The organism is Mesobacterium pallidum (genome assembly GCF_019966535.1).
In the GTDB taxonomy this organism is placed as follows: Bacteria; Pseudomonadota; Alphaproteobacteria; order Rhodobacterales; family Rhodobacteraceae; genus Mesobacterium; species Mesobacterium pallidum.
In genome coordinates this window covers 45,359-65,034 of record NZ_JAIMID010000023.1, presented here as the reverse complement: position 1 = coordinate 65,034, position 19,676 = coordinate 45,359, and the positions used below count along the sequence as shown (strand labels likewise).

The 19,676-nt window shown below is 64.8% G+C and carries 15 protein-coding genes; 5 read left to right on the top strand and 10 right to left on the bottom strand.

Annotated elements, in window-relative coordinates; all coding sequences use genetic code 11:
* From MF270_RS24155 to MF270_RS24140, 4 genes are all read left to right on the top strand, one after another.
* Nucleotides 1-299 (top strand): hypothetical protein (locus MF270_RS24155; RefSeq protein ID WP_238368307.1); only part of this gene is annotated, 299 nt, incomplete at its 5' end.
* Nucleotides 296-601, top strand: a complete 306-nt coding sequence (locus MF270_RS24150; protein ID WP_238368306.1) for a hypothetical protein — start codon at nucleotides 296-298, stop codon at nucleotides 599-601. The genes MF270_RS24155 and MF270_RS24150, both read left to right, overlap by 4 nt.
* A complete protein-coding gene (locus MF270_RS24145; RefSeq protein ID WP_238368305.1) occupies nucleotides 598-804 on the top strand; it encodes a hypothetical protein in 207 nt (68 codons plus the stop codon). The genes MF270_RS24150 and MF270_RS24145 overlap by 4 nt, the downstream gene beginning before the upstream one ends.
* Before the next feature lie 164 nt (nucleotides 805-968).
* Nucleotides 969-1,316 (top strand): hypothetical protein, encoded by a 348-nt coding sequence (locus MF270_RS24140; protein ID WP_238368304.1) that lies wholly within the window; start codon nucleotides 969-971, stop codon nucleotides 1,314-1,316.
* A 9-nt stretch (nucleotides 1,317-1,325) separates the two neighbouring features.
* Here MF270_RS24140 and MF270_RS24135 read toward each other — a convergent pair whose 3' ends face one another.
* The 9 genes from MF270_RS24135 to MF270_RS24095 are packed head-to-tail and all read right to left on the bottom strand — an operon-like array spanning nucleotide 1,326 to nucleotide 10,308.
* Complete coding sequence (locus tag MF270_RS24135) at nucleotides 1,326-1,799, bottom strand: hypothetical protein (protein ID WP_238368303.1); 474 nt, start codon at nucleotides 1,797-1,799, stop codon at nucleotides 1,326-1,328.
* The gene (locus MF270_RS24130) at nucleotides 1,796-4,228 is read right to left on the bottom strand and encodes a phage head spike fiber domain-containing protein (RefSeq protein ID WP_238368302.1); all 2,433 of its coding nucleotides are present in this window, start codon (nucleotides 4,226-4,228) and stop codon (nucleotides 1,796-1,798) included. Before MF270_RS24130 ends, MF270_RS24135 begins: the two co-directional genes overlap by 4 nt.
* Nucleotides 4,228-4,497 carry a spike base protein, RCAP_Rcc01079 family gene (locus MF270_RS24125; RefSeq protein ID WP_238368301.1) on the bottom strand — a complete coding sequence of 90 codons (270 nt, stop codon included), beginning with the start codon at nucleotides 4,495-4,497 and terminating at the stop codon, nucleotides 4,228-4,230. Before MF270_RS24125 ends, MF270_RS24130 begins: the two co-directional genes overlap by 1 nt.
* Nucleotides 4,498-4,535: 38 nt before the next feature.
* Nucleotides 4,536-4,760 (bottom strand): hypothetical protein, encoded by a 225-nt coding sequence (locus tag MF270_RS24120; protein WP_238368300.1) that lies wholly within the window; start codon nucleotides 4,758-4,760, stop codon nucleotides 4,536-4,538.
* Between the two features lie 31 nt (nucleotides 4,761-4,791).
* On the bottom strand, nucleotides 4,792-5,694 hold the full coding sequence (locus MF270_RS24115) for an N-acetylmuramidase domain-containing protein (RefSeq protein ID WP_238368299.1): 903 nt from the start codon (nucleotides 5,692-5,694) through the stop codon (nucleotides 4,792-4,794).
* Nucleotides 5,678-6,085, bottom strand: coding sequence for a hypothetical protein (locus MF270_RS24110; RefSeq protein ID WP_238368298.1), 408 nt, complete (start codon nucleotides 6,083-6,085; stop codon nucleotides 5,678-5,680). Before MF270_RS24110 ends, MF270_RS24115 begins: the two co-directional genes overlap by 17 nt.
* 1 nt (nucleotide 6,086) lies before the next feature.
* Nucleotides 6,087-6,257, bottom strand: coding sequence for a hypothetical protein (locus tag MF270_RS24105; protein WP_238368297.1), 171 nt, complete (start codon nucleotides 6,255-6,257; stop codon nucleotides 6,087-6,089).
* On the bottom strand, nucleotides 6,254-6,511 hold the full coding sequence (locus MF270_RS24100) for a hypothetical protein (protein ID WP_238368296.1): 258 nt from the start codon (nucleotides 6,509-6,511) through the stop codon (nucleotides 6,254-6,256). The genes MF270_RS24105 and MF270_RS24100 overlap by 4 nt, the downstream gene beginning before the upstream one ends.
* Nucleotides 6,508-10,308 (bottom strand): hyaluronate lyase N-terminal domain-containing protein, encoded by a 3,801-nt coding sequence (locus MF270_RS24095; protein ID WP_238368295.1) that lies wholly within the window; start codon nucleotides 10,306-10,308, stop codon nucleotides 6,508-6,510. Before MF270_RS24095 ends, MF270_RS24100 begins: the two co-directional genes overlap by 4 nt.
* A gap of 139 nt (nucleotides 10,309-10,447) precedes the next feature.
* Here MF270_RS24095 and MF270_RS24090 point away from each other — a divergent pair, with 139 nt between their 5' ends.
* Entirely contained in the window at nucleotides 10,448-10,768 is a 321-nt protein-coding gene (locus MF270_RS24090) for a hypothetical protein (RefSeq protein ID WP_238368294.1), read from the top strand.
* Here MF270_RS24090 and MF270_RS24085 read toward each other — a convergent pair.
* Nucleotides 10,759-19,602 carry a PLxRFG domain-containing protein gene (locus MF270_RS24085; RefSeq protein ID WP_238368293.1) on the bottom strand — a complete coding sequence of 2,948 codons (8,844 nt, stop codon included), beginning with the start codon at nucleotides 19,600-19,602 and terminating at the stop codon, nucleotides 10,759-10,761. The two genes, MF270_RS24090 and MF270_RS24085, sit on opposite strands and share 10 nt — an antisense overlap.
* Nucleotides 19,603-19,676: the final 74 nt, after the last annotated feature.

Genomic DNA, 19,676 nt, shown 5'->3' with positions numbered 1-19,676 from the left:
CGGCTGCCGTTCGGCCTGCACCTAGACACCATCCCGCCCGCAAAGACCGCCCTGCGGGCGCCATCCTGAAACCGCCCGGAGGTGAAGACATGCAGTTTTTTTACGGGAGTTTGTTCTTCGACTACGCCAAGCATGACTGCCCGTCGTGCGGGGCGCAGGCAGCGATCATGTGGAGGCCTGGCGGCGCTTTCCAGCAGCGCACAGAGTGCATGTGCGGGCGCAAGACGCGGTGGGTGGCTTGTGGCCATGATGCCCATGCGGACACGACAGACGACGAAATCATGGAGGCCGACCTATGAGTACCCATAGAGACGTGACGCAAGCCGCCCTCGATGTGCTAGCGGAGCGCCAGCGTCAGCAAGACGTAGAGGGCTGGGCGCCCGATAAGGACGACGCCTATCAGGCCGGTGATCTCGCCAATGCCGCCGCCTGCTATGCGCTCACAGATCCGATCATAGAAGCGGCGCGTGGTGCTCCGTTCGACTGGCCATGGTCCGCAAAATGGTGGAAGCCGAAGTCGAGGCGGGCAGACCTTGTGCGCGCTGGAGCGTTGATCTTGGCTGAGATTGAGCGGATCGACCGCGCGGAGGGGCGAGCATGAAAGAGAGTAACGGCATTCTTTGGCACCAATCTGGCCCTAGGCTGGAATTGACCAGAACAACCGCAGACCCAGCCTATCGCTACGCCCTGCGGATCAGCGACCTCAATCCAGAGGCTGACATCACTTGGTCGTTCAGCCGCTGGACAATGATCCGCATTGGCTTCTGGTTCATCCGCCGCGCCGTTCTCGCGCGCCAATCCTGAAATCCCCCGGAGGCCGGCATGCTCTTTGCCAAAGACGACTTGCCACGATCTGAACCGGTCAAACGGATGCGAGTTGCCGACGCTGGACACCTACCTGGCGGCAGCCCCGGCATTCGCTTTGCCTGCCCCCACTGCGGGCATGACACCGGCTGGATCGCCGATGAATGGACAGTCTCAGAGAACAAGCGCGGGCTGCCCTGTCCGCGCTGCAACCAGAAATCCTGAAACGCCAAGGTGAAGACATGCCAGAAAACATCATCAGGATCAGAATTGTCGATCAGCGCCCCGGGTTCACCGCCCAACTGGCCAAGACGGTCGCGGCGATCGCAACCATGGTCGGCGTCTTCTGGGGGCCGGGCCTGCTGCTTGACAGCGCGGCCATGCAGTGGGCGGGTTTCATCGCCTTCTGGGGGCTTGTCGCGTTCGCGGTCAGCCGATGGAACGATCTTTCCATGACGATCCAAGAGGCCCGCGCCAAGCTCGACGAACTTGAGATCCAAGACCAATCCTGAAACCGCCGGTCAGATATGCAGCCCCGCCGATGGGGACGACAGGCTTTCCGGGTCGATCAGCTCGACGCCCGCCAGAACGCGCGTTTCCTCTCCAGCGTTGGCCTGCCCAGGCTCACCAGCGGACCACGCCAGCGCCGGCGCGCGCCACGCCCCGCGCGCCACAAGCTCTGGCGTCATCGTTGCGTTCGCGTGGGCGCGGGGATCACTTGTGCCGGGGTCGGTCATGTTGCCTTCGCTGTCGAATGTCGGTGGCGTCATGAGAGGCGACGGGAAGGGAAAGAACGACACGCCCGGCACCTGCCGCCCATCCTGATCGAACATCGGCACCGGCAGCCCCTGCCCCGCCGTGATCATGTCGTCAAAGGACGCGGCCCGCAGCATCATGGACAGCGAGCCGTCCGTCTCGAACTTCACGAAGACGCGGACCGCGCCGGGGGCGTTCGGCTCTGCATCGGAGCCATCGGGATTAAGCCACACGCTCATGCTGTCCACCCCTGTTGCTGTGCCTCGGTCCAATAGGTCTCGTGGATCTCGACAGTCTTGTAGCTCACCTGACCGGTGAAGGCGAAATCCAGCGTCTCGGCGGAAAGGTCTGGCGCCGTCCATGCGGTCGTGTCCTCGCCAATGGTGGATCCGTCGATCACCACCCGCATAGCATTGTCTTTGATCGCAACCGAAATCTTGATCGTGTGGCGCTGTCCGTATGGGTAACTGTCGGCGGCGGTACTGACCAATTTCACACCGCCTGCCGTTGATACTCCCGCCACCTTTAGGAGCCCAGTGTCTGCCGACGAGTCGTGGACGATCGCAAAGCGGTCACTCCCGGTGTCGAAGCTTCGCAGCAGCGTGCAACCTGTCGCCAATCCTGGCCCTTGAGAAACGAACTCGCATTCGATGTTGATCGTCAGCTCTGCGCCGCTCTGGATCGCAGGGAACAAGCCGGATGCGACCGAAATGGTTTCCGCCGCGACATTCGCAATCGTCCCTGTGGTGGGGGCATAAGCGCGGGGATAATGCCCCACGTTGATCATGCCGCCCCAAGCGAACACGCCCGACGAATTGTCACCGCTAAACGTCGTGGCTCCGGCAAGGTTTTCGAGGATGATCGAAACAGATGCCGTCGTCGTGGTGGTCTGACCGGACACCCATATCCGCCACCATCCGTTCCCCGCATACTCTACGCCAGATGACAGCCCCCCGATGCCGACATTGGAGAAGGAACCGTCTAGTAGATTGACCGAGATCCCCCGGAAGTTGTCCCACCCATTTGCCGTCGTCAGGTTCATGCGGATGCGCGTGAAAGCATCCGCCTTGAAGTAGCGGGAGACGCAGTAGATGGTCGATGCCGTGACGGTGTTGCTGACCGTGAGGATGTGCGTCGATGATGCGGTGCCGTCTGCGTAGAGAAGATCTGCTGTCGTCGCTCCGTCTGGCGCGACTGTGGCGTTTAGAGTCGAATTTACGCGGGCCTTGCTGTAGTTCGCCGCGTCGATGTTTTCGGAGTTGAGGGAGATATTGCTGTATCCGTCGCCATCGACCGTCAGCCGCCGCACCCAATCCGGGTCCACAAAGGTGTGGTCGTTGGACCGCAGGCCGGCGGTGTAACTCAGCAGGCCGGTGGCGTCGGTCGTGGCCCGCGTGCCGCTCGAGGAATGGTCGACCAGGTCAGTCGCGTCGGCATAGGGCGTCCCCATGGCGGTAAAGATGCCGTTTTCGAAGTCCATACCAAGCTCGCCGAAGGTCGCGATGCGGAAGGTCAGCTGCACATTGGCGGCGGGGCCGAGGTCGATGGTGTAGTCGACGTGCTGCCCCCCGAGGGCGGGGTTGTCGCCTTGCAGCTCGAGGTCTTCATAGAGGTGCAGCACGCCATCGTCCGTGGTCCAGTCCTGCGTCACGGCGTCGGGGTTGCTGGCGTGCAGCGTGTGGATCGCACGCCACTGGACGCCGGCCGGGACCGAGATGGGCACGGCGCGGGCCTGGCCGGTCAGCGTGATGCGCGCCGATTGCGTGGTGCCGCCGGGCGTGGCGTTCAGCTCCTGCACCATGTCGGGCTGGTTCGGGATCGCCCGGTAGATGTTGCCGTAGGTCGCGGTGTAGGTGCCCATCTCGAGCGCGTGCAGGCGCTCGGCCCAGGTCTCGATCACCGCCGGCAGCGGGTGCGTGATCGACAGGTCGTCGCCCTCGATGTCGATGTCGCAGATCTCCACGCCGTCGTGGCTATTGGCAAAGTCGATCTGGGCCTCGCGCACCTCGGCCTTCCAGCGCAGGGAGGCGGTATAGGTCTCGTCGCCGACCACGGCCGGGTTCAGTTTGGAATGCGGCCGGATGCGCCAGAGGCGCAGGGTCATGTCGGGCGAAATCTCGGTCAGCACCGCATCCCAGAAGGCCGACAGGTTGGCCAGGAAGGCGTCTGTCCACGCCTCCGTCCTGGCGTCCTGATTGCCGATGCCCATGAGCATGGTCTGGCGCAGGAACCCGCCCGGGCAGAGTGCGGCGGCGCGGGCGCATTGCGCCTTCAGCTCGGTGAACAGGTTGTCGGACCCCAGAGGGTCGAGGTTCACCGCGACGTTGGCCGCGCCGCGCGTCACCTTGGTGATGACCATGCGCTCGGTGCGGCCGGCGGCGCGCTCCAACTCGAGGTAGCGCGCCTCCGGTCCCCAATAGGCGATATCCTCGCCGTTGTCGTTGATCGGCGCCATCGGGTGGCTGTTCACGCCCGGCTGGTAAAGCTGATGAAAGCCGGTGCGGCCCCCGACGAGGATCCGACTATTGCCCAACGTGAACGCGCGCGGCGTTTGCCCGTTGGAGCCATCGGAGTTCAGGTTGCTTTGGCCGACCTCGACCACATGCGAAGTCGGCACATTGTTCAGCAGGGCTGAGACCGCGCCGCCGGCACTCCTACGGCGGCGCATTACCACCACCCCACGATGCCGAGGTCCACGTCCGTGCCGGTCGCGTAGACGCGATCGATGCGGCGGCCGTATTCGACCCCGGCCAGAAGGTATTCATCGACAACCGCCTGATTTTCGGCGGCACGCATGCGGACGGTGCCCGACACGTTGGTCTTGATGGTGTGAACCACGTACTCGAGGTCTGCGTTGTCGTCCGGCGTGATCGCAAGCGCGCTGCCCGGGCTCAAGAGGACATAAGGCGTGGGCTTGTGCTGGTCGCGTGCTGCCATGGGGCTCTCCTTTCAGGCTGACGGGGATGGGTCGGCGCTCAGGTGGCGCCGCCCAGCTTCTTGGCGATGCGCGACCAGGCGAAGGTGCCGCCGGTGATGCTGCCCGAGATGAGGCCGGCCACAACGATGGAGGCGGCACTGAGGTCGATGGTCAGCAAGCCGGTGGCCTGATCGAAGTCGATGCAGGAATAGAGGCCAGCCGCCCCGGCGAACGGGTAGAGCAGCGCAACGCGGAGGATGAGCGCAATCTGGTTCGTGAACATGGTCTTTCCTTTCTTGCGGCAGGCGCCGCGCTTACGGGCGAATGCCCAGGAGGGTGAGGATGCGGGACCAGAAGCTCGGGGCCGCCGGTTTCGCGGGGTGCGCGTCGATCACGGAAATGCTCGGCGCGGGCTTGGGGAGAAGGGCCTCGATGCGGCCCTGCGTCTTGGGGCCGACGATGCCATCGGCAATCAGCTTTTGCTGGCTCTGGAAGGCGATGACGGCGGCCTTGGTGGCCGGCCCGAAATCGCCATCGACGGCCAGCGGAAAGCCAAGCCGCCGCAGGTCGGTTTGCAAGTCGGAAACCGCCGGGCCGCGCACCCCCATGCGCAGCGTGTCGTCTTCCCGTTCCAACTCGACGCCTCCAAGGCGCCGATAGGCCGCGGCCATGAGCGAGGCGTAATGCTCCACCTGTCCCGCGCCATTGTAGGCGCGGGCGAAGCCGCGCCAGTCGCGGCGCACAAGCTCGTCGCCCAGGCCGCGTTTCTGGATGAACCGGGCCATGACGGCGATTTGCCCGTCGATGCCCTTCATGGTCGTCTCGGCCAGTTGCCGCGCCGAAGCATAGCCCAGCCACGCGGCGTTCTCGCCCAGCACCTGACCGACGCCCCAGGAGCAGGCCATGTAGGCGGCCTCTTCGTGGATGTCCTTGGCGCGCTCCATTTGCCGGTAGCGGTCCTCCTGCGCCTTCGGATAGGGCTTGGTGCCCCATTTCCGATAGGCCAGGCCGGCGGCGACCGCCTCCTGTTTGAGGTTGTCAGGCAGGCAGCGGTAGAAGACATGCGGCTCGAAGAGGATCAGCGGCATCTGGCGTCCGCTGATCGTCGTGAAAACATGGCCGCCGCTCTCGACCTCGATCACGGCGCCAAGGGCGCGGGCCGGCCAGCCGAATTTCGCGGCCGTGCGCTGGATGGCTTGTTCAACGGTCGGTGTCATTTGGTGCGCTCCAGTTCAGGAAGGCCCGCAGGGTCAGCGGAGTGGGATAGGTGATGCTTCGGAGAACGCTTGTTTCGGCCCGCACATCGGGCGGCAGCAGTTGCCATCGGGCGCGAATGGCCAGGTACAAGCCAAAGATCAGGATGGCATCGAATGCGGCGTTGACCGTCAGGCCACCGAGGGCGTCTCGGAAATCCGCCCAATGGTCGCCCATGATGAACCGGACCTGCGCCCAATAGACCGACCGGCCTACGGCTGCGGCGATGAAGAGCACGAAGGACCATGCGAGGTCGCGTGCGGCCGGGTTCAGCCGGAAGATGAGCCCGGGCATGTAGGCGCGGGCCGTGGCGACGGCCATGCACATCAGAATGAGGGAGGAAATAAGGTACACGTCAGGTTCTCCGCTCTGCCAGCCTGGTCATGGTCTTCTCGATCTCGCGCTCGAGGTCGCGCCGCTTGCGCTGCACCTCGAGCAACGTCTGCCGCTGCTCCTGCGAAGCCTCGGATCGCGGAACGGGCGCCGGGGGCTTTGGCGGCTTCGCGAACAGCTTCCACCACTTCATTGTCTGGCCTCCCACTTCTCCAGGAGTTGAAGGATCGATTGCAGATGGGCCAAGGTGGTCAATTCCCGCTCGATGTTCTCGCGCACCTGGCTTGCGTCGTTTTCCAGCAGCCGAGCCGTCAACTCTTCGATGCGCGCATCCCGCTTGGCCAACTCGTCCAGCAGACGCTTGCGGTCGTAGAACATCGCGCCCAGCATCACGCCGACCACGCCGAGTTTCTCGAAGAGCCATTGCGGGTCCATCAGTTCGCTCACGCCCTCTCGTTCGCCGACACGCCCGGCGCGGTGCCGCCGGTCGCCATGCCGCCGAGGTCGTTACCCAGCATGTGCGTGCCCGCGGCGGCGGCGGCCGCAATCGAGTAGGACGTGCCGGTCCCCTGGAGGTCGTTGTTGCTGCAGGTCGTGTTTGTCGCGCCGGCTCGGATGTCGATGCCGATCTGGCCGGTCGGCACACCGACAATCTTGCCGCCCTCGATCCGCGTCCTGTCGCTGGTCACAACGGTGATTGCGCTTGAGGCAGTCGGTGCGGTGATGTTGGCGCGAACGGTGTTCCGAACCCCATTGAGAACCTGGACCTGTGGCGTGGTCGTTTCGGTCGGCGCCTCGCTGTTCCGCAATTCGATCTCGTTGCGCTGTGGGGATGTGCCGGAGCCGCCATCCACTTCGATCCGCAGGCCCGTGTTGTGCGGCGCCGAGACGGTGTAGTCGAGCGAGCAGCCGATCACGTTGCCCAGCACCCAGGCGGCGCCGCCATTGGTGCATCCCGATTCATCGAAAGCGACATCGTGCATCGTGAACGACCGCACGGCTGCGGCGGCGGTCTGGCTGACGAAGTGCGCGTTGCGCGTGCCGCTGTCAGAGCCCAGGCAGGTGAAGGCGACACCCGACAAGGTGCAGCCGTCGATGTCCTTGGTGACGTTCGTGTTGCAGCGCACCTTGAGCCCGGTGGAGGAGCTTTCGATGGCGCCACCCACGATGGAGATGTTCTGGTGCCCAAGATCGAACATGGCCCCGCCCGGCGTGTTCTCGCTCGAGATGTCGATCCCATCACCAAAGGCCGACCCCTGGACACCATAGATCACGCTTTCCGCACCGCCGACCACGCGCAGCCCGGATGTCGCTGCGCTGGCCACGGCTCCGCGGAATTGCGTCATCTCCATGCGGCTCTGGAAGAGGGCCACCTTGAAGGCCGGGCCGCCCTTGTGGCCATCGCAGATGAGGTCAGCCAGAACGCTGTCCACAAACCGGCCGGACAGCATCCCGCCAATATAGGGCTCCCCGGTGCCTCCGTTGATGCCCGGAGACATTCGCAGCCCCACAAGGCGCACGTCTGCCATGGCGACGGCCTCGCTGGCAGGCCGAAGGAAGCCAGACGCTTGGTCGGCGATGGGCCGCAGGAGGAAGTCGCTGGACGCCTCCCAGCGGAAGTCGCCTCCGGCCGGCAGGACGATCTGACCGTTGATGGGCACATTCAAGCCGGTCGTCTGGACCGTCTTGCCGGTCGATGCGCTTTCGGCCAGGGCGGCGATCAGCGCGGCCACGTTGGCGCTTGCGTTCGCATCGCTCTCGCTCAGTGTCGGAATGATGCGGCTGATGAGGGCGGGTGTGTGGAAGACCTGCCCGGCCCCATCCAGCGTGGTGTTCGCGCGGTCGAGCATGTCAGCGTCGGTGACGACATTGCCCTCGTTCCGGCGAACAGCGAGAACGCCGGTCGTTTTCCGCCAGATCGTGCTTTGGCCGTCAAGAGGCGCCGGGGGCGTGCTGGATTCCTCGATGCGGAGCCCGCCTTTGGCCATCCACGGCTGACCGGGATCGGTGCGGAGGCCCATCTCGAAGTTGAACTCGCCGAAATCGCTGGTGATGCCGGACAGGATGACGCTCTGGCCGTTGGGGTTTGCCCGGAACAGCGCCGGCGCATCGCCGCCCGACTGCCCCTTGCCGACGAACAGCCGCTCAGCCCACCAGGCGCCGGTCATGACGCCCGCGATCCAGTTGCTGCCATCGGAGAAAGCCATGCCGTCATCGTCGGCGCCTATGCCGCCCGGCAGCTTGGCGATGTCGGTGGTCACGCGCAGGGCGGGCCACTTCGCCGAGCCGGATTGCACCTGCAAGCGCGTGCCGACCCCCGTGGGCAGGTTCCCGGCCTTACCGAACAACTCGCCGACCGCCCAAGCCTTGTTGACGGTGAAGTAGCCGTTGCCTTGTTCCACGAATTTCGGAGCTGCTTGCGCCAGCCGGGTTGCGGACGCGATAAACCCGCGCATGTTCTCCTTCTGCCGGTAGGCGTGAAACTCCAACTCGGCCGCGCCGCTGAACGTGCATCCATCGAGGGTGTGGTAGAAGCTCTCAAACACCATCCGCGACTTGCCGACGAAGCATTTGGTGAACACCGCCCGGTGAGCGTAGCGGCCGATCCGATACGAGATGTTGGACGCCGTGTTGAAGCTGAAGATGTCCACGAAGGTGGGATTGTAGGAATAGTTCACGTCGAGGCCGATGTCGCAGGAGTAAATCTGCAACCCCCGGGCGCTCATGTCGGACGTGTAAACCCCGACGCCGATACCTGCCCCGCCGGAAGTATCGACGGTGCCGGCCAGGACCCGCTGAGCGATCACGCAGTCGAGGAGGGTCAAGTCGCCGTTCTTGTCTTGGGTAGGATCAATCGGGATGATGTACTCAGCCGCGAACACGGCGGCATTGTAGATGTCGATGGTGTCGCCGGCCGTCGCCGCATCGGACGAGTCGCTTGCCGCAATCCCGATCTCCAGCGTGCCGTTCAGGCTGATGGAGCTTTCCATGGTCACGAGCAGGTCGACATAGCCGTTGGGATAGGTTTCGACCGTCACCTGCACGGGGCCGCTTGCTACCGTCGCCACGGATTCGGTGAGGTCGACAAACACCTCGGAATCCTGGTCGAGGCCCGTGATGCGAAGCACGGCAAAGTCTGCCTCGCGGGGCCGCAGCCGAACGGCCGCCACCGTCTCAGTGAAGGCTGTGACGGTGAAGGTCTCGCTGATGTAGGTCTGCCCGGGGGCGGCGGCGGTGAGTGTGAAGGCCGCGTTGCCGCCTTCAGCGTCATCGATCGCTGCGGTGATCGCTCCGTTGACGATGGGCCAGTCGGCAAGGTTTGCGGCGTTCAGACGATCATTGTCGGATCCAGCGGACGGACGCACGGCCTCGTTTTCGTTCGGCGACCCCTTGGCGGTGATGAAGCCGTATCCGTCATCGTGCCATTCGGTCATCAGGCAGCGCGCGAAAGTGCTGCGGTAGGTGTTTTCGAGTTCGATGCACGAGGCCACACTGTTCCCGCGGAACACCATGTTGATGAAGGACACGTTGCTGATGTGGTAGTCGCGGCCACGCCGCTCCGAGGAATCCTCGCCCTTGATGTCCACGAAGGGGCGCGCGCAGGTCATGCCCGGCCCTTCCGCAAAGTAGGTTCCCCACACGGTGTCGGGGTCGGCCTCCCACACCATGTCCCTGAACGTGACGTGGTGGATGTTGTTGAAGGTCGGCGACCGCTGGAAGGTCAGGATCGCGCCGTCGCCGTGAATGACCCGGGCCGGGGTGTTGCGAAAAGCGGCGAGAACGGCATCGCCGTCGCTGAAATCGATGTCCGGCACGCCGACCCAGGCGCAGATCGCGTCCACGGCGTCTGCCCCATCGCCGCTGATGTCCCAATGACGGACGCTGATCCGGCCATGCGGCTCCCAGCCCGGCGCGTCAGAGAAGGCATCGCCGCCTGCCCGGTACTTGACGGTCAAGCCGTCATACATCTCGAGCTGACCCTCGATGGGCTCGGCCACGGCCGCCCAGGCGATGAAATCGGCTCGGCTGCGCCGCTGTAGGCTCTTCTCGGTCAAGTCGTTGAGCGTCTGACCGCCTTCGATCTCGATGCCTTCGGCGGTGTTCAAGCCGGTCAGCGCGGCCCAAGTGCTGAGCCCGTCGCCGATTTTCAGCACCTTGCGGACGGTATCGAAGCCGATCTCACCAGAGGAGAGAACGGGGTTCGCGGCGGCCCACTGTTCGGTGGTGCCGTTGCGTGCCTTCATGCGGACAGCTTGATTGGTCATGGAAACGCCTATCGCGGGTGTACCGGGAACAGGCGCTTCCTGCGCTCATGGCCCACATATAGCACATGCGGCCGGAATTTGGCTATATGTCGAAGACGCTCATGAAAGGAGTCCGCGAATGTACCCCAGGAAAATTCCGAATATGGTGCCGATGCATTCCGGGCCTGAGAAAATCGAAGTCCGCACAGCCTGCGCGAACTTTGGCCAGATCGGGGATGACAGACCGGGCGCGCGCTTCACAGCCTTCGCTGGAACGGGGTTTGACGAGAACAACCCGGAGCATTGCGAGGGAAGCGATGCGCTCAGATACGCGATCTGCATTCAGCAGCACCGAGACGCAGGCGACTATGAGGCCGCAGATCGCGCGCGCGACTTCGCAAGCCAATGGTATCATGTGGGAACGTCGGCCGACCGGACGGTCCTGACACCTCAGTTGTAGATGCCCGGCGCCGCCTCCCGCCTGATGCGATCATCGATCTTCGGATTGAGCCCGACGCCGCCCTGATTGCGCTGCTTGGCCCGCATGCGCGACGAAAGCGACTGCTTCACGCTTTCCCCGGTGATCGGGTAGTCGGGGTTCTCACGGTTCCATGCGTCAATGCTGCGCATCGCAGCCCGCGATACCTGACCGGTGTCAATGATGCTGGTCGTGGCCTCGCGCAGCACGTTCTTCCGGCTGTCCGTGATGCGGCGCTCCTTGTTCTTCATGCGGCCGTTCTGGTCATACCGTTCGCTGATCTGCGCAGGCGTGAACCCGAGGGCCTGGATAATGACCTGGTGCATCGCGACCTCATCGAGGATCGGATCGCCATTGTAGGTCGTCACGCCCTCGCCGTAGTAGCGACCGGACTTGATGATGTCGCGAATGAACTTGGGTGCCATGGTTTCGATCCCGCGCACGACCTCCCCGTCCATGATCTTCTGAACGCCGCGCACCTGGTTCTCGACCATGCCGGGCACAGCGCCGACCATCTCCGTCAGCCAGTAGTTATAGACGTCATCGCCCTCCAGCTTACGGTCACTGGCCCGGAACCAAAGCTCCGGCATGCCGATGCGCGAGGTGAGGTCCACGCCGGTCAAATGGCCGGGAACGCCCTTGAGCAGCAGGCCGGCCACGTCCGGCCCCAGCGTCTCGACCAGGGCGCGTTGCAGCCCTTCCTCCACATCGTCGCGCCCGTCATCGAAGAACAGGCCCAGAAGCGTGGTCAGCACCGCATACCCCCAGGTGCCGGTGATCCCGGCGTGCAGCATCATGGAAGCGGTGATGCCGACGAGCTGCCGGCGGGCCTCCCGGCGGGCCTGCGGCGTCTCGCCCTTGAACGCCTGATGCGTGTCGCGGAACAGCCGCCACAGCATCTGGATTTGGAAATTTCTGAAGACTAACAATACCTTAGCGCCATCATTCTGCATGGCGCGCGGTCGCGATGTGTTTCCGGTCACAAACACGCAACCATTGCGCCGCGCCACCCAACGCCCGTTGTCAGTCGTGGGGCACCACACCATAGGAACCCGGATGCGGGTCTTTTCCAGGCGCCTGACAGAGGTTCGGATGCTCTTGATGCGACCATTCCCTGAAATGGTCAGCCACGCCATGTCCCTGGTGGATGAAACACCTATCGACGCCACCTTTCCAAGGGCGGTCGCCATCGCCTGCAAGACTTCGAGGTTCTGGATGTTCGTAGAGGCTTTCTGGGTGATCGTTATGCAACCATTCTTCCCCCTTTGGCTTCCGTCTGCCTTTGTGAAAGCGTCCAGGAGGGCCTCCATTTCTTCCGCCGACATTGAAGCCAGGAACTCCCACCTCAACAACTTTTGGGGGACCAGCGCCTTGAGGTCGCGGGCAATGTCACCCGAGAACGACCACAGAACATGGCGTCCGTTCTTGACGATATGCCTGGAGTGCGCGCCGCCCAGCCGCTTGAGAATGCCGTCTATCTCCAACACATGGTCAGCATTCTTGACTTGGGATTGCTCAAGACGCGCGTTGTTCTTGTCCTTCGCGCCACGGTTTTTTGCGAACCAGCCTTCGGCAACGAACCAACCGATCAAGCGCGCCATGTCTGCACCGACTGACGATGGGCGTGAAATCGGCGCGAGAGGCGCGCGCAGAATGCAATGTGTTCGGTTAAGGTCGGATGTCTCAACGAAATGTGGCGCCGACCAGAACCGTTGCCCGCCCTTTTTTTGCTGCTTCATGACGACAGCTTTGTGATCGTCGGTGGCGGCCATCGAGAAGCGGCGCGGGCCGCCGCCTGAAAGCAGGGCGATTTCCTGAGGTCTATGGAACACGTTTACATCCTGAACGCTTACCTCGACCGCAGCTCCGCTGTCGTCTGTCGAAATGATCCGGTCCCCGGGCGAAACCTGGTCCCAGGTCTTCCAGCCATCCAGCGTGAGAATTTCGGTCTCACCATCCACACAGTTCTGGTAATCGAAGTGGGTCTTCCACGTCAAGTCCGCGGCCTTGTCTACGGCTGCCTCGTGCCCCATGCCGTGCGCCTTGGCCATGCGATAGGCTGCAAGGAACGTGACCTCGCGGTTCGCGCGCTCGGCCTGATGGAACATCCAAGCGATCTTGCCCATGATCCGCATGCGGGTGTCGGAATACTCGACGCCCGTGTCGGCGATGCCGGCCAGGTCGTGCGCCTGCGACTTGTCCACAACACCCCGATCATAGGCCGCTTTCATCGCGCGCCACTCGTCGCGGGAGATGTCCTTGCTGCGCTGCGCCTCGCCGCGACCCTTGAGGAAATCTCGGGAAGCGCGGCCAAGCTGCTTGGCGGCCTGGGCCGCTGTGGCCTTCTCGAATCCTGCCGACAGAACCGGGATGCCTACAACGCTGGTCTGCGTGAGGTTCACGGCGGCGGCGGCCGGCGTGGCCCCGAGATAGTAGACGAAGGCCGCGCTGGTGGCCCATTGCGCCCATTTCGACCCCTTGGGGTTCATGATGAAAGCGTGGCGACGGCCCATCTCGTTGACAACCATCGTGTTGCGGTTCTGGTCGTCGCTGGCCGCGGCCTCGGCGCGCGCCCGGTCGAGCGCAAGCTCCATGTCCATGGCGTGACGCAGGCGTGCGACCTGGTGCCCCCCATGAAACATGTTGCGGCCGAAGGCGCGGAAGGCGTCATGGCTGTATCCGGCCCGGTTCTTCCGGTGGATTTGCCGCTTGCGCGCCGAGAAATCCGGGAGGCTGGTCAGCCACCGCTGCCAGATTTGATCCATGACAGCCGCATCCGCATCGGTGCCTCCGAGGATCGCCTCGATGTCGGCGACAAAGCTGGGGTCCACCTGATCCTTCCAGTCGGCGGAATCGTCCAGCACGCCCGCCTCGACCACCTGATCGGGACCGCTCTGCTCCTTGATGAATGCCTGCTGCTCGCGCTCGCTTTCGAAGCGGCTGAACGACAGCACGTTTCCATCGGTATCCCGCACGGTCACGAAATACTGGCCGAAGCGCGACAGCGGGAAATACGGCCCCTGCAGGCGGGACGCCTCAAACTGCTTGCGCAGGGACGCCAGCCGGGACTTCCGCGCGTACTGGTTGTTGCGCTTGGCCCAGGCGTATTTCTTCTTCGCCTCTTCCTCTGCGGCGGCCTTCTCGTCGCCAGTCAGACCTTCCTCGGCAATCGCCTTGAGGTCCGACTTGTAGGTCCGTTCCGCACGCTCCAGCGCGACCGACATGCTCTTGTCGATGTTGGTCAGGATCGCCTCATCAAAGTCCTTGGCCAGCTTCTTGTAGCTTTCGCGCACCGTCCGGTACATGTCCTGGAACTCCGGCGGCAGCGCATCGAACCGCTGCTTGAGCTCCGCATGGGCGCGGCTGTTGGACCGATCGCTCTTGAGCCGCCGGGTGGCCGCGTCAAAGGCATAGGTGCCGCGCCAGTCCTCGCCGGTCAGGATGTCCTTGTCCTGCGACGTGGCCATGGGCGCAAATTCCATGTCGGGATCCTGCCCGGCAATGGTGGCGTCATGCATGAGCGCCATCATCTCCTTGTTGGCGTCGGGGTTCTTGCGCATGATCTTGCGCCACGATTGCGCGACCTCATCCGTCAGCTCGTGCCAGCGCTGGCGGTCGGTATCCATGCTCTCCTTGGCGCGCAGGTAGTCTCGCGCCGATGGCAGCTTGCCGGTCAGCTCGGTCAGCAGCGCCCGGCCGGGCACCAAACCCAGCAGGCCATACTGCCCGCCCATGGCGTCGGTCATGATCTGCGACAGCAGGCCCCGCTCCTTGGGCATGAGGTCGGCATCGTCGGGTTTCGCGGTGGCTTGGGATTTGCCGGTACGGACGGGCGTTACAGCGCCCGTCCGCTTGGCGATGGTGCCAGAAAGGGCTCGGTGAAACACGTTTTCGGCGTTCTGGCCAATGAAGGCCGCGCGCACAGCATAGAAGACACGGGCAGCCCGGTCAAAGGCAGCACGCACCAAGCGCGGCACGCGCGGCCGTTCCTTCGCCACGGCATAGTCCGCGAAGGCTTCGGCGATGGCTTCCTCGATCTGCTCCTGCGCGGAAAGATCGGGATAGCGGGTGGCGATGTCGTATTCGGCCAGCCAGCCGTCCTTGGCGCGCTTGGTCAGCGCGCTCCACTCGTCGCGGGTAAAGGCGCCCATGGCGCGCAGCGCGTGCATTGCCTCGTGGTGCAGGGTGTGCCCGAGGTTCAGGCTTTCGCCGATCAGGATGGCGAGATTTCCGGCCCCGTCCGTCTCGAATCCGCCCTGGCGACCGGCCAACTCGTCCAAGCGCAGGCGCACGCGTTTGAGCCCCATGTCATCAAGCTGACGGCGCAGGCGGGGCAGGGCGCGCTTCACGGCGGCCTTCTGCTTGGCCGCCTTGACGGTCTCCGTCTCGGCGGCTTGGCTCAGGAGGTCTGGCTGGGCGCTGGATACAGCTCGTTGCGAACGACTTCCTCGGCCTCGTGCTTTTGCATCCCCGCGCTTTCCATCAGCGCGGCCACCTTGTCCGCCACGTTCCGGCTCTGCTGCTTCGCCTTGAAGTCCAGCGTCCCCGCCTTCTCCAGGCTCGCGTACAGGTCCGGCTGGTGCTTCTTCCAGTGGTCCTTGATCTGTCTCGCGTACTGCAGCCCCAGCATCGCCGGTCTCCTGTGCCTGGTCGCTATCCACAGTATCAGATGGGGGCGTTTCCGTCGAGTTGCCAGCGGGCAGGTCATCCAGAACGCCGGATTTGACCAGCGTGCCCACGGTGCGGGCGTCGTCCATGCCGTCGATGGACATCCCGTGATCCTCGATCATGTCGCGCGCCCCGTTATACCAGGAGCGCAGATAAGGCCTTAGCTTAGCCGGCGTCGTGTCCAGATCACCCGCGATGGCCTTGGCCAGGTCGATGAACCGGCGGGCACCTGCCTCGATGTGATAGACGGCCAGCTCGGCGCCGATGGCCATGATTTCCGGGTCGATACCGGCATTCAGCTGGTTGCGCAGCTTGGCCTTGAGCTTCGCGCGCAGTTCCGCCGCCCGGTCTTGGCTGACCAGCTTGTTGGAGGCGCCGTAGGATGGTATTGTCGCCTCATTCCGGGGAGGCCGTTGGGTGATAGCGGCGTCCTTGGTAGTTTCCGATGGGGGCTGAGACCCATCCGAAGCGTCGGGGGCCGGGCGATAGGTGGAAAAGTCCGGCCCTTTCGCTTTGTCCAACTCCTTCTCCAGATCGGCAATGTTGAAATAATAGGCATCCAGCCCGCGTTCGGGCTCGATGAAGAGTTTGCCCTTGGCGTTCTTGATGCGGTTCTTGCCAAGCCACTCACCGCCAGACCACTTGTAGCCCTCTGGCATATTCATGCCGGAAGTGTTCTGCTGACCGCGCTCCACGATCCTCTTGGCGATCTCGAACGCCTGCTGCTCGGTCATTTCGCCCAGGCTATCGCCGGTACGGTTCGGGGCGATGGGCGCGGCCTCATTCGCCAGCGGCTTGGTCGTGTCGCCGTCCTTGAGCCACGCCTTGAAATCCTCGACGGATGCGAACTCGGTGACGGCCTTGATGCGCTCGTCGGCGCGGCCATCGGAGAAGCCCTTGCGGTAGAGGTCCAGCGCCTCGGTCTTGGTCGACGTGCCGAGGATCACCTTATGCTCATCGAAGCGGCCGGTGTCGGCGTCCCGCTGATCCACCACGACCACGTAATCGCTCTCGGGCGCATCACCCATGTAGAAATCGACGTGATCGCCGTCCGCGCCCTCGGTGCGCTTGAAATAGCCGTAATGCGCCGGCATCTCGACCGACCAGGTGGAGCCATCGGGCGCGGTGCCGCTGCGCTCGGTGCCCTTGGCGTTCTCGATGGTCAGGCCAAGCCCGTTCCAGCTGGTGTGGCCCTTCTTGTAGTTGCCGGCCTCCTTCTGCCCATCGGTCGGATCCGGGGCGGCCTCTTGCGCGACCTGCTGCATCTGGGCGGCATCCGGCGCCCCTGGCGTGGGCTCCTTCGCCGCCTTGGGGATGACGCCGCGCGCCCATTGGGCAATCTCGCGGCGGGACATTCCGTCCACGTCGCGGTCGGCCAGTACGGCGGCCGCATCCCCGGCGCCGCGAATTGTGATGCGGCTGCCGTCGCGCACTGTGACCTGATGTCCTTCGATCTCGCCTTGCCACAGGTCGGTCTTGCCACTGGAAGCGATGCCGATGAAGGCGCCCCACTCGCGCCGGGCCTTCTCGGCGTCGGCCATCTGGGTTTCGGTCTTGGCCTGGCCGCCGAACATGTCGCCTTGCAAGCGCTCGTCCGGTGCAGGCATCGGATCGGGCTTCTTGATCGGGTTTTGATCCGCCGGGCGCTTGCGGTCGTTCAGCGACACGGCGGCATCGGTCAGCTTGTCGCGCGCGGCTTTCGGCAGCTTGCGCCAATCCGAATTGATGGTCTTCCGGCCTTCGGGCGAGATGGCGCCGCGCTCGAGGTAGCCCGCCTCGCGCACGATGCTTTCCCGCTGGCTGGCGTTCAGGCCATCCCATGCCGTTGCATCGTCGTCGTTCACCTGGTCAGGCTCCGGGGCCGGCTCAATCTCGGCATCGGGCATGGCGTCAACGGGCGCGGCCTCGACCGGCGCCGCCTCGGGCGCCTCCGGTTGCGTTTCAGGCTCTTCCGGTTGCGAAATCGCCTGTTCCGGTTCCTGAACCGCCGAATCCGGTTGCGCTGGCGCCTCTTCGGGGCTCGCGGCCTGCACCTCTTGGGGTGCAATAGTTGCGCCCCCCGGCCGGGCGATCACGCCACCCTCGACCTCCTCGAAGGTGACGGTCTCGGGGTCCAGCCCGCGCGATTTCACGCCACGCTTGGCCGCAGCCAGGTTTCCGAACGGGCTTCCATCCTTCTTGGTGATGACATCGCCCGCCGCCGCGCCCGAATCCGGCCCCGAGGGGGACGCAACCGGAGTTTCGGGGGCGGCGGGCGACGATGCGGCGGCCCGACCTTCCGCCACATTCGGTTGTTTCTCTGGCGCGGCCTTTGCCTTCGCCTGCTCCTTGTCCAACTGCTCGGCCAGATCGGTGAGCGCCTGGTGCGTGTCGCGCAGCCGGGAGGACCAGCCCGCTTCTTCGGCATGGTCGGCGATCACATTGGCCCGGCGGCGGGCTTCCTCGGCCGTCTTGGGCTCGTCGTCGCGGGTGGCGTCGTTCGGCGGCCGGACGCGGCCGGCGGCGCGCTTGGAGAGACTGCTTTTCTCGTCGCCAGCGGCGCGCTCGACATCGGCGTCATCGCGGCGCGGCGAAACCACGGCGATGCCTGCCTCGATGTCCTCGCGCGGGATCTCGAAGACCTGTCCGGTTTCGTCCTCTTCGATCTCCAGAACGGCCCCATCATCGCCGCGCAGCGTGCCTGCGATCTTGCTGCCGCCCACATCGATCGTCACCGGATCGCTGGCCTTGAGGCCGGGCGCGAGGAAGTCGGGCGCGTCCTGCAATGCCTGACCCATGGGGCCGGACGGCGGTGCGGGCGGCGGTGCATCGGGGCGCGGGGGCGGCGGGGTTATCAGGGCGGGCGGCGGCAGGAGCCCGGCGGGGCCGGTATCCTCCGGCGTGGGCTCTGCCGCCGGGCGCTCGCGCAGGATCGGATCGCCGCTGCCCAGGGCACCGACACCGCCGCCGAGGATGCCGCCGATCAGCGCGGCTTCGCCCGCGCCTTCGGTCCAGCCGCGCTCGGGGTCGTAGAGCTGCTGCGCCACGATGTTGCCCGCGACCTGCGACAGGAACTCCTGTGCGGCCTCTTCGCCGGCCGTCTGCAGGATGTGGCTGGCGCGCTTGCCGACGACATCCACGACCTTGGAACGCACCTTGGGCGGCAGCATCTTGAGCCCGCGCGCGATGGGCACGATTTCCGCCGATCCGATCAGCGCGCCCCATTGCGCGGCGGTCTGGGCGGTCTCTTCGTCGGCCCCGGCGGCGATGGCTTCGCGGTATTGCTGGGACTGGCCCATGCTGGAGCCCATGGCGGCACCGGAGGCGATGGCGGCGCCCGGGCCACCCACGGCCCCTGCGGCGAGCGATCCGGCGATGAAGCCGGTCATGTTGCCCGCGCCTTCGGACAGGGCGCCCATGAAGCTGTCATCGCGCCAGTCGGGTTCGCCCACGACGCCGGAGACGGCATCGCGCACCTGCTGCCCGGCCTTGAACACGGGACGATCCTGCGCGGGCGCGGCGGTTTCGGGCTGGGCCGCGCCATTGCGCGCCATTCCCTGATAGATGGCCAAGTCTCCCTCGAGGCGGCGGCGCGCCTCTCCTTGAATGTTGGGATCGGCCAGTTGCTCCTGGATGCCTGCAATGCGGCCTTCCGAACGCTGCCCGAAGCCCCGGCTCGCGTCGATCTGGGTTTGGTCCTCCTGCGCCTGGCGCACGCCGATGGCCTCGGGGACCGATGCGACCACCTCGTTGGCGCCCCGCACGAACTGCTGGCCGCGCCGGGCGAGCTTGCTGCCGATGCCTTCGCCCTCGAAAGGGTCTTCCGGCACGCGGTCGGGATACATCTCGTGCCCGATCATCCGCGCGCGCTCAAGAAACTGCTGACCGGACGCCTTGTCGCGGGCGGTGCCGATCACGAGGTCTTCGATGTTGGCGCCGGCCTTGACTTGGGGACCGAAGGTTTCGGCCACACGGGCGGCGACGGCGAGGCTTTCGGTGGGGTCATTCGTGCCCGTGGCCTCGACATAGGCCACCAGCACGTTCACCGGGACGCCGGATTGCGACGCCAGTGCCTCGATGCTGCTGCGGAAGCTCTGCGGCGTGGCTTGGCCCTTCTCGCCGGCATAGCCCGCATCGAAGGCGTCGGATTTGAAAATCCCGTCAGACATGGATGGCCCCTCGTTTTACCGTGAGGGGCGCATCCTGCGCCACGCGCTCATGCGGGCGACGATAGCAGAGAGCC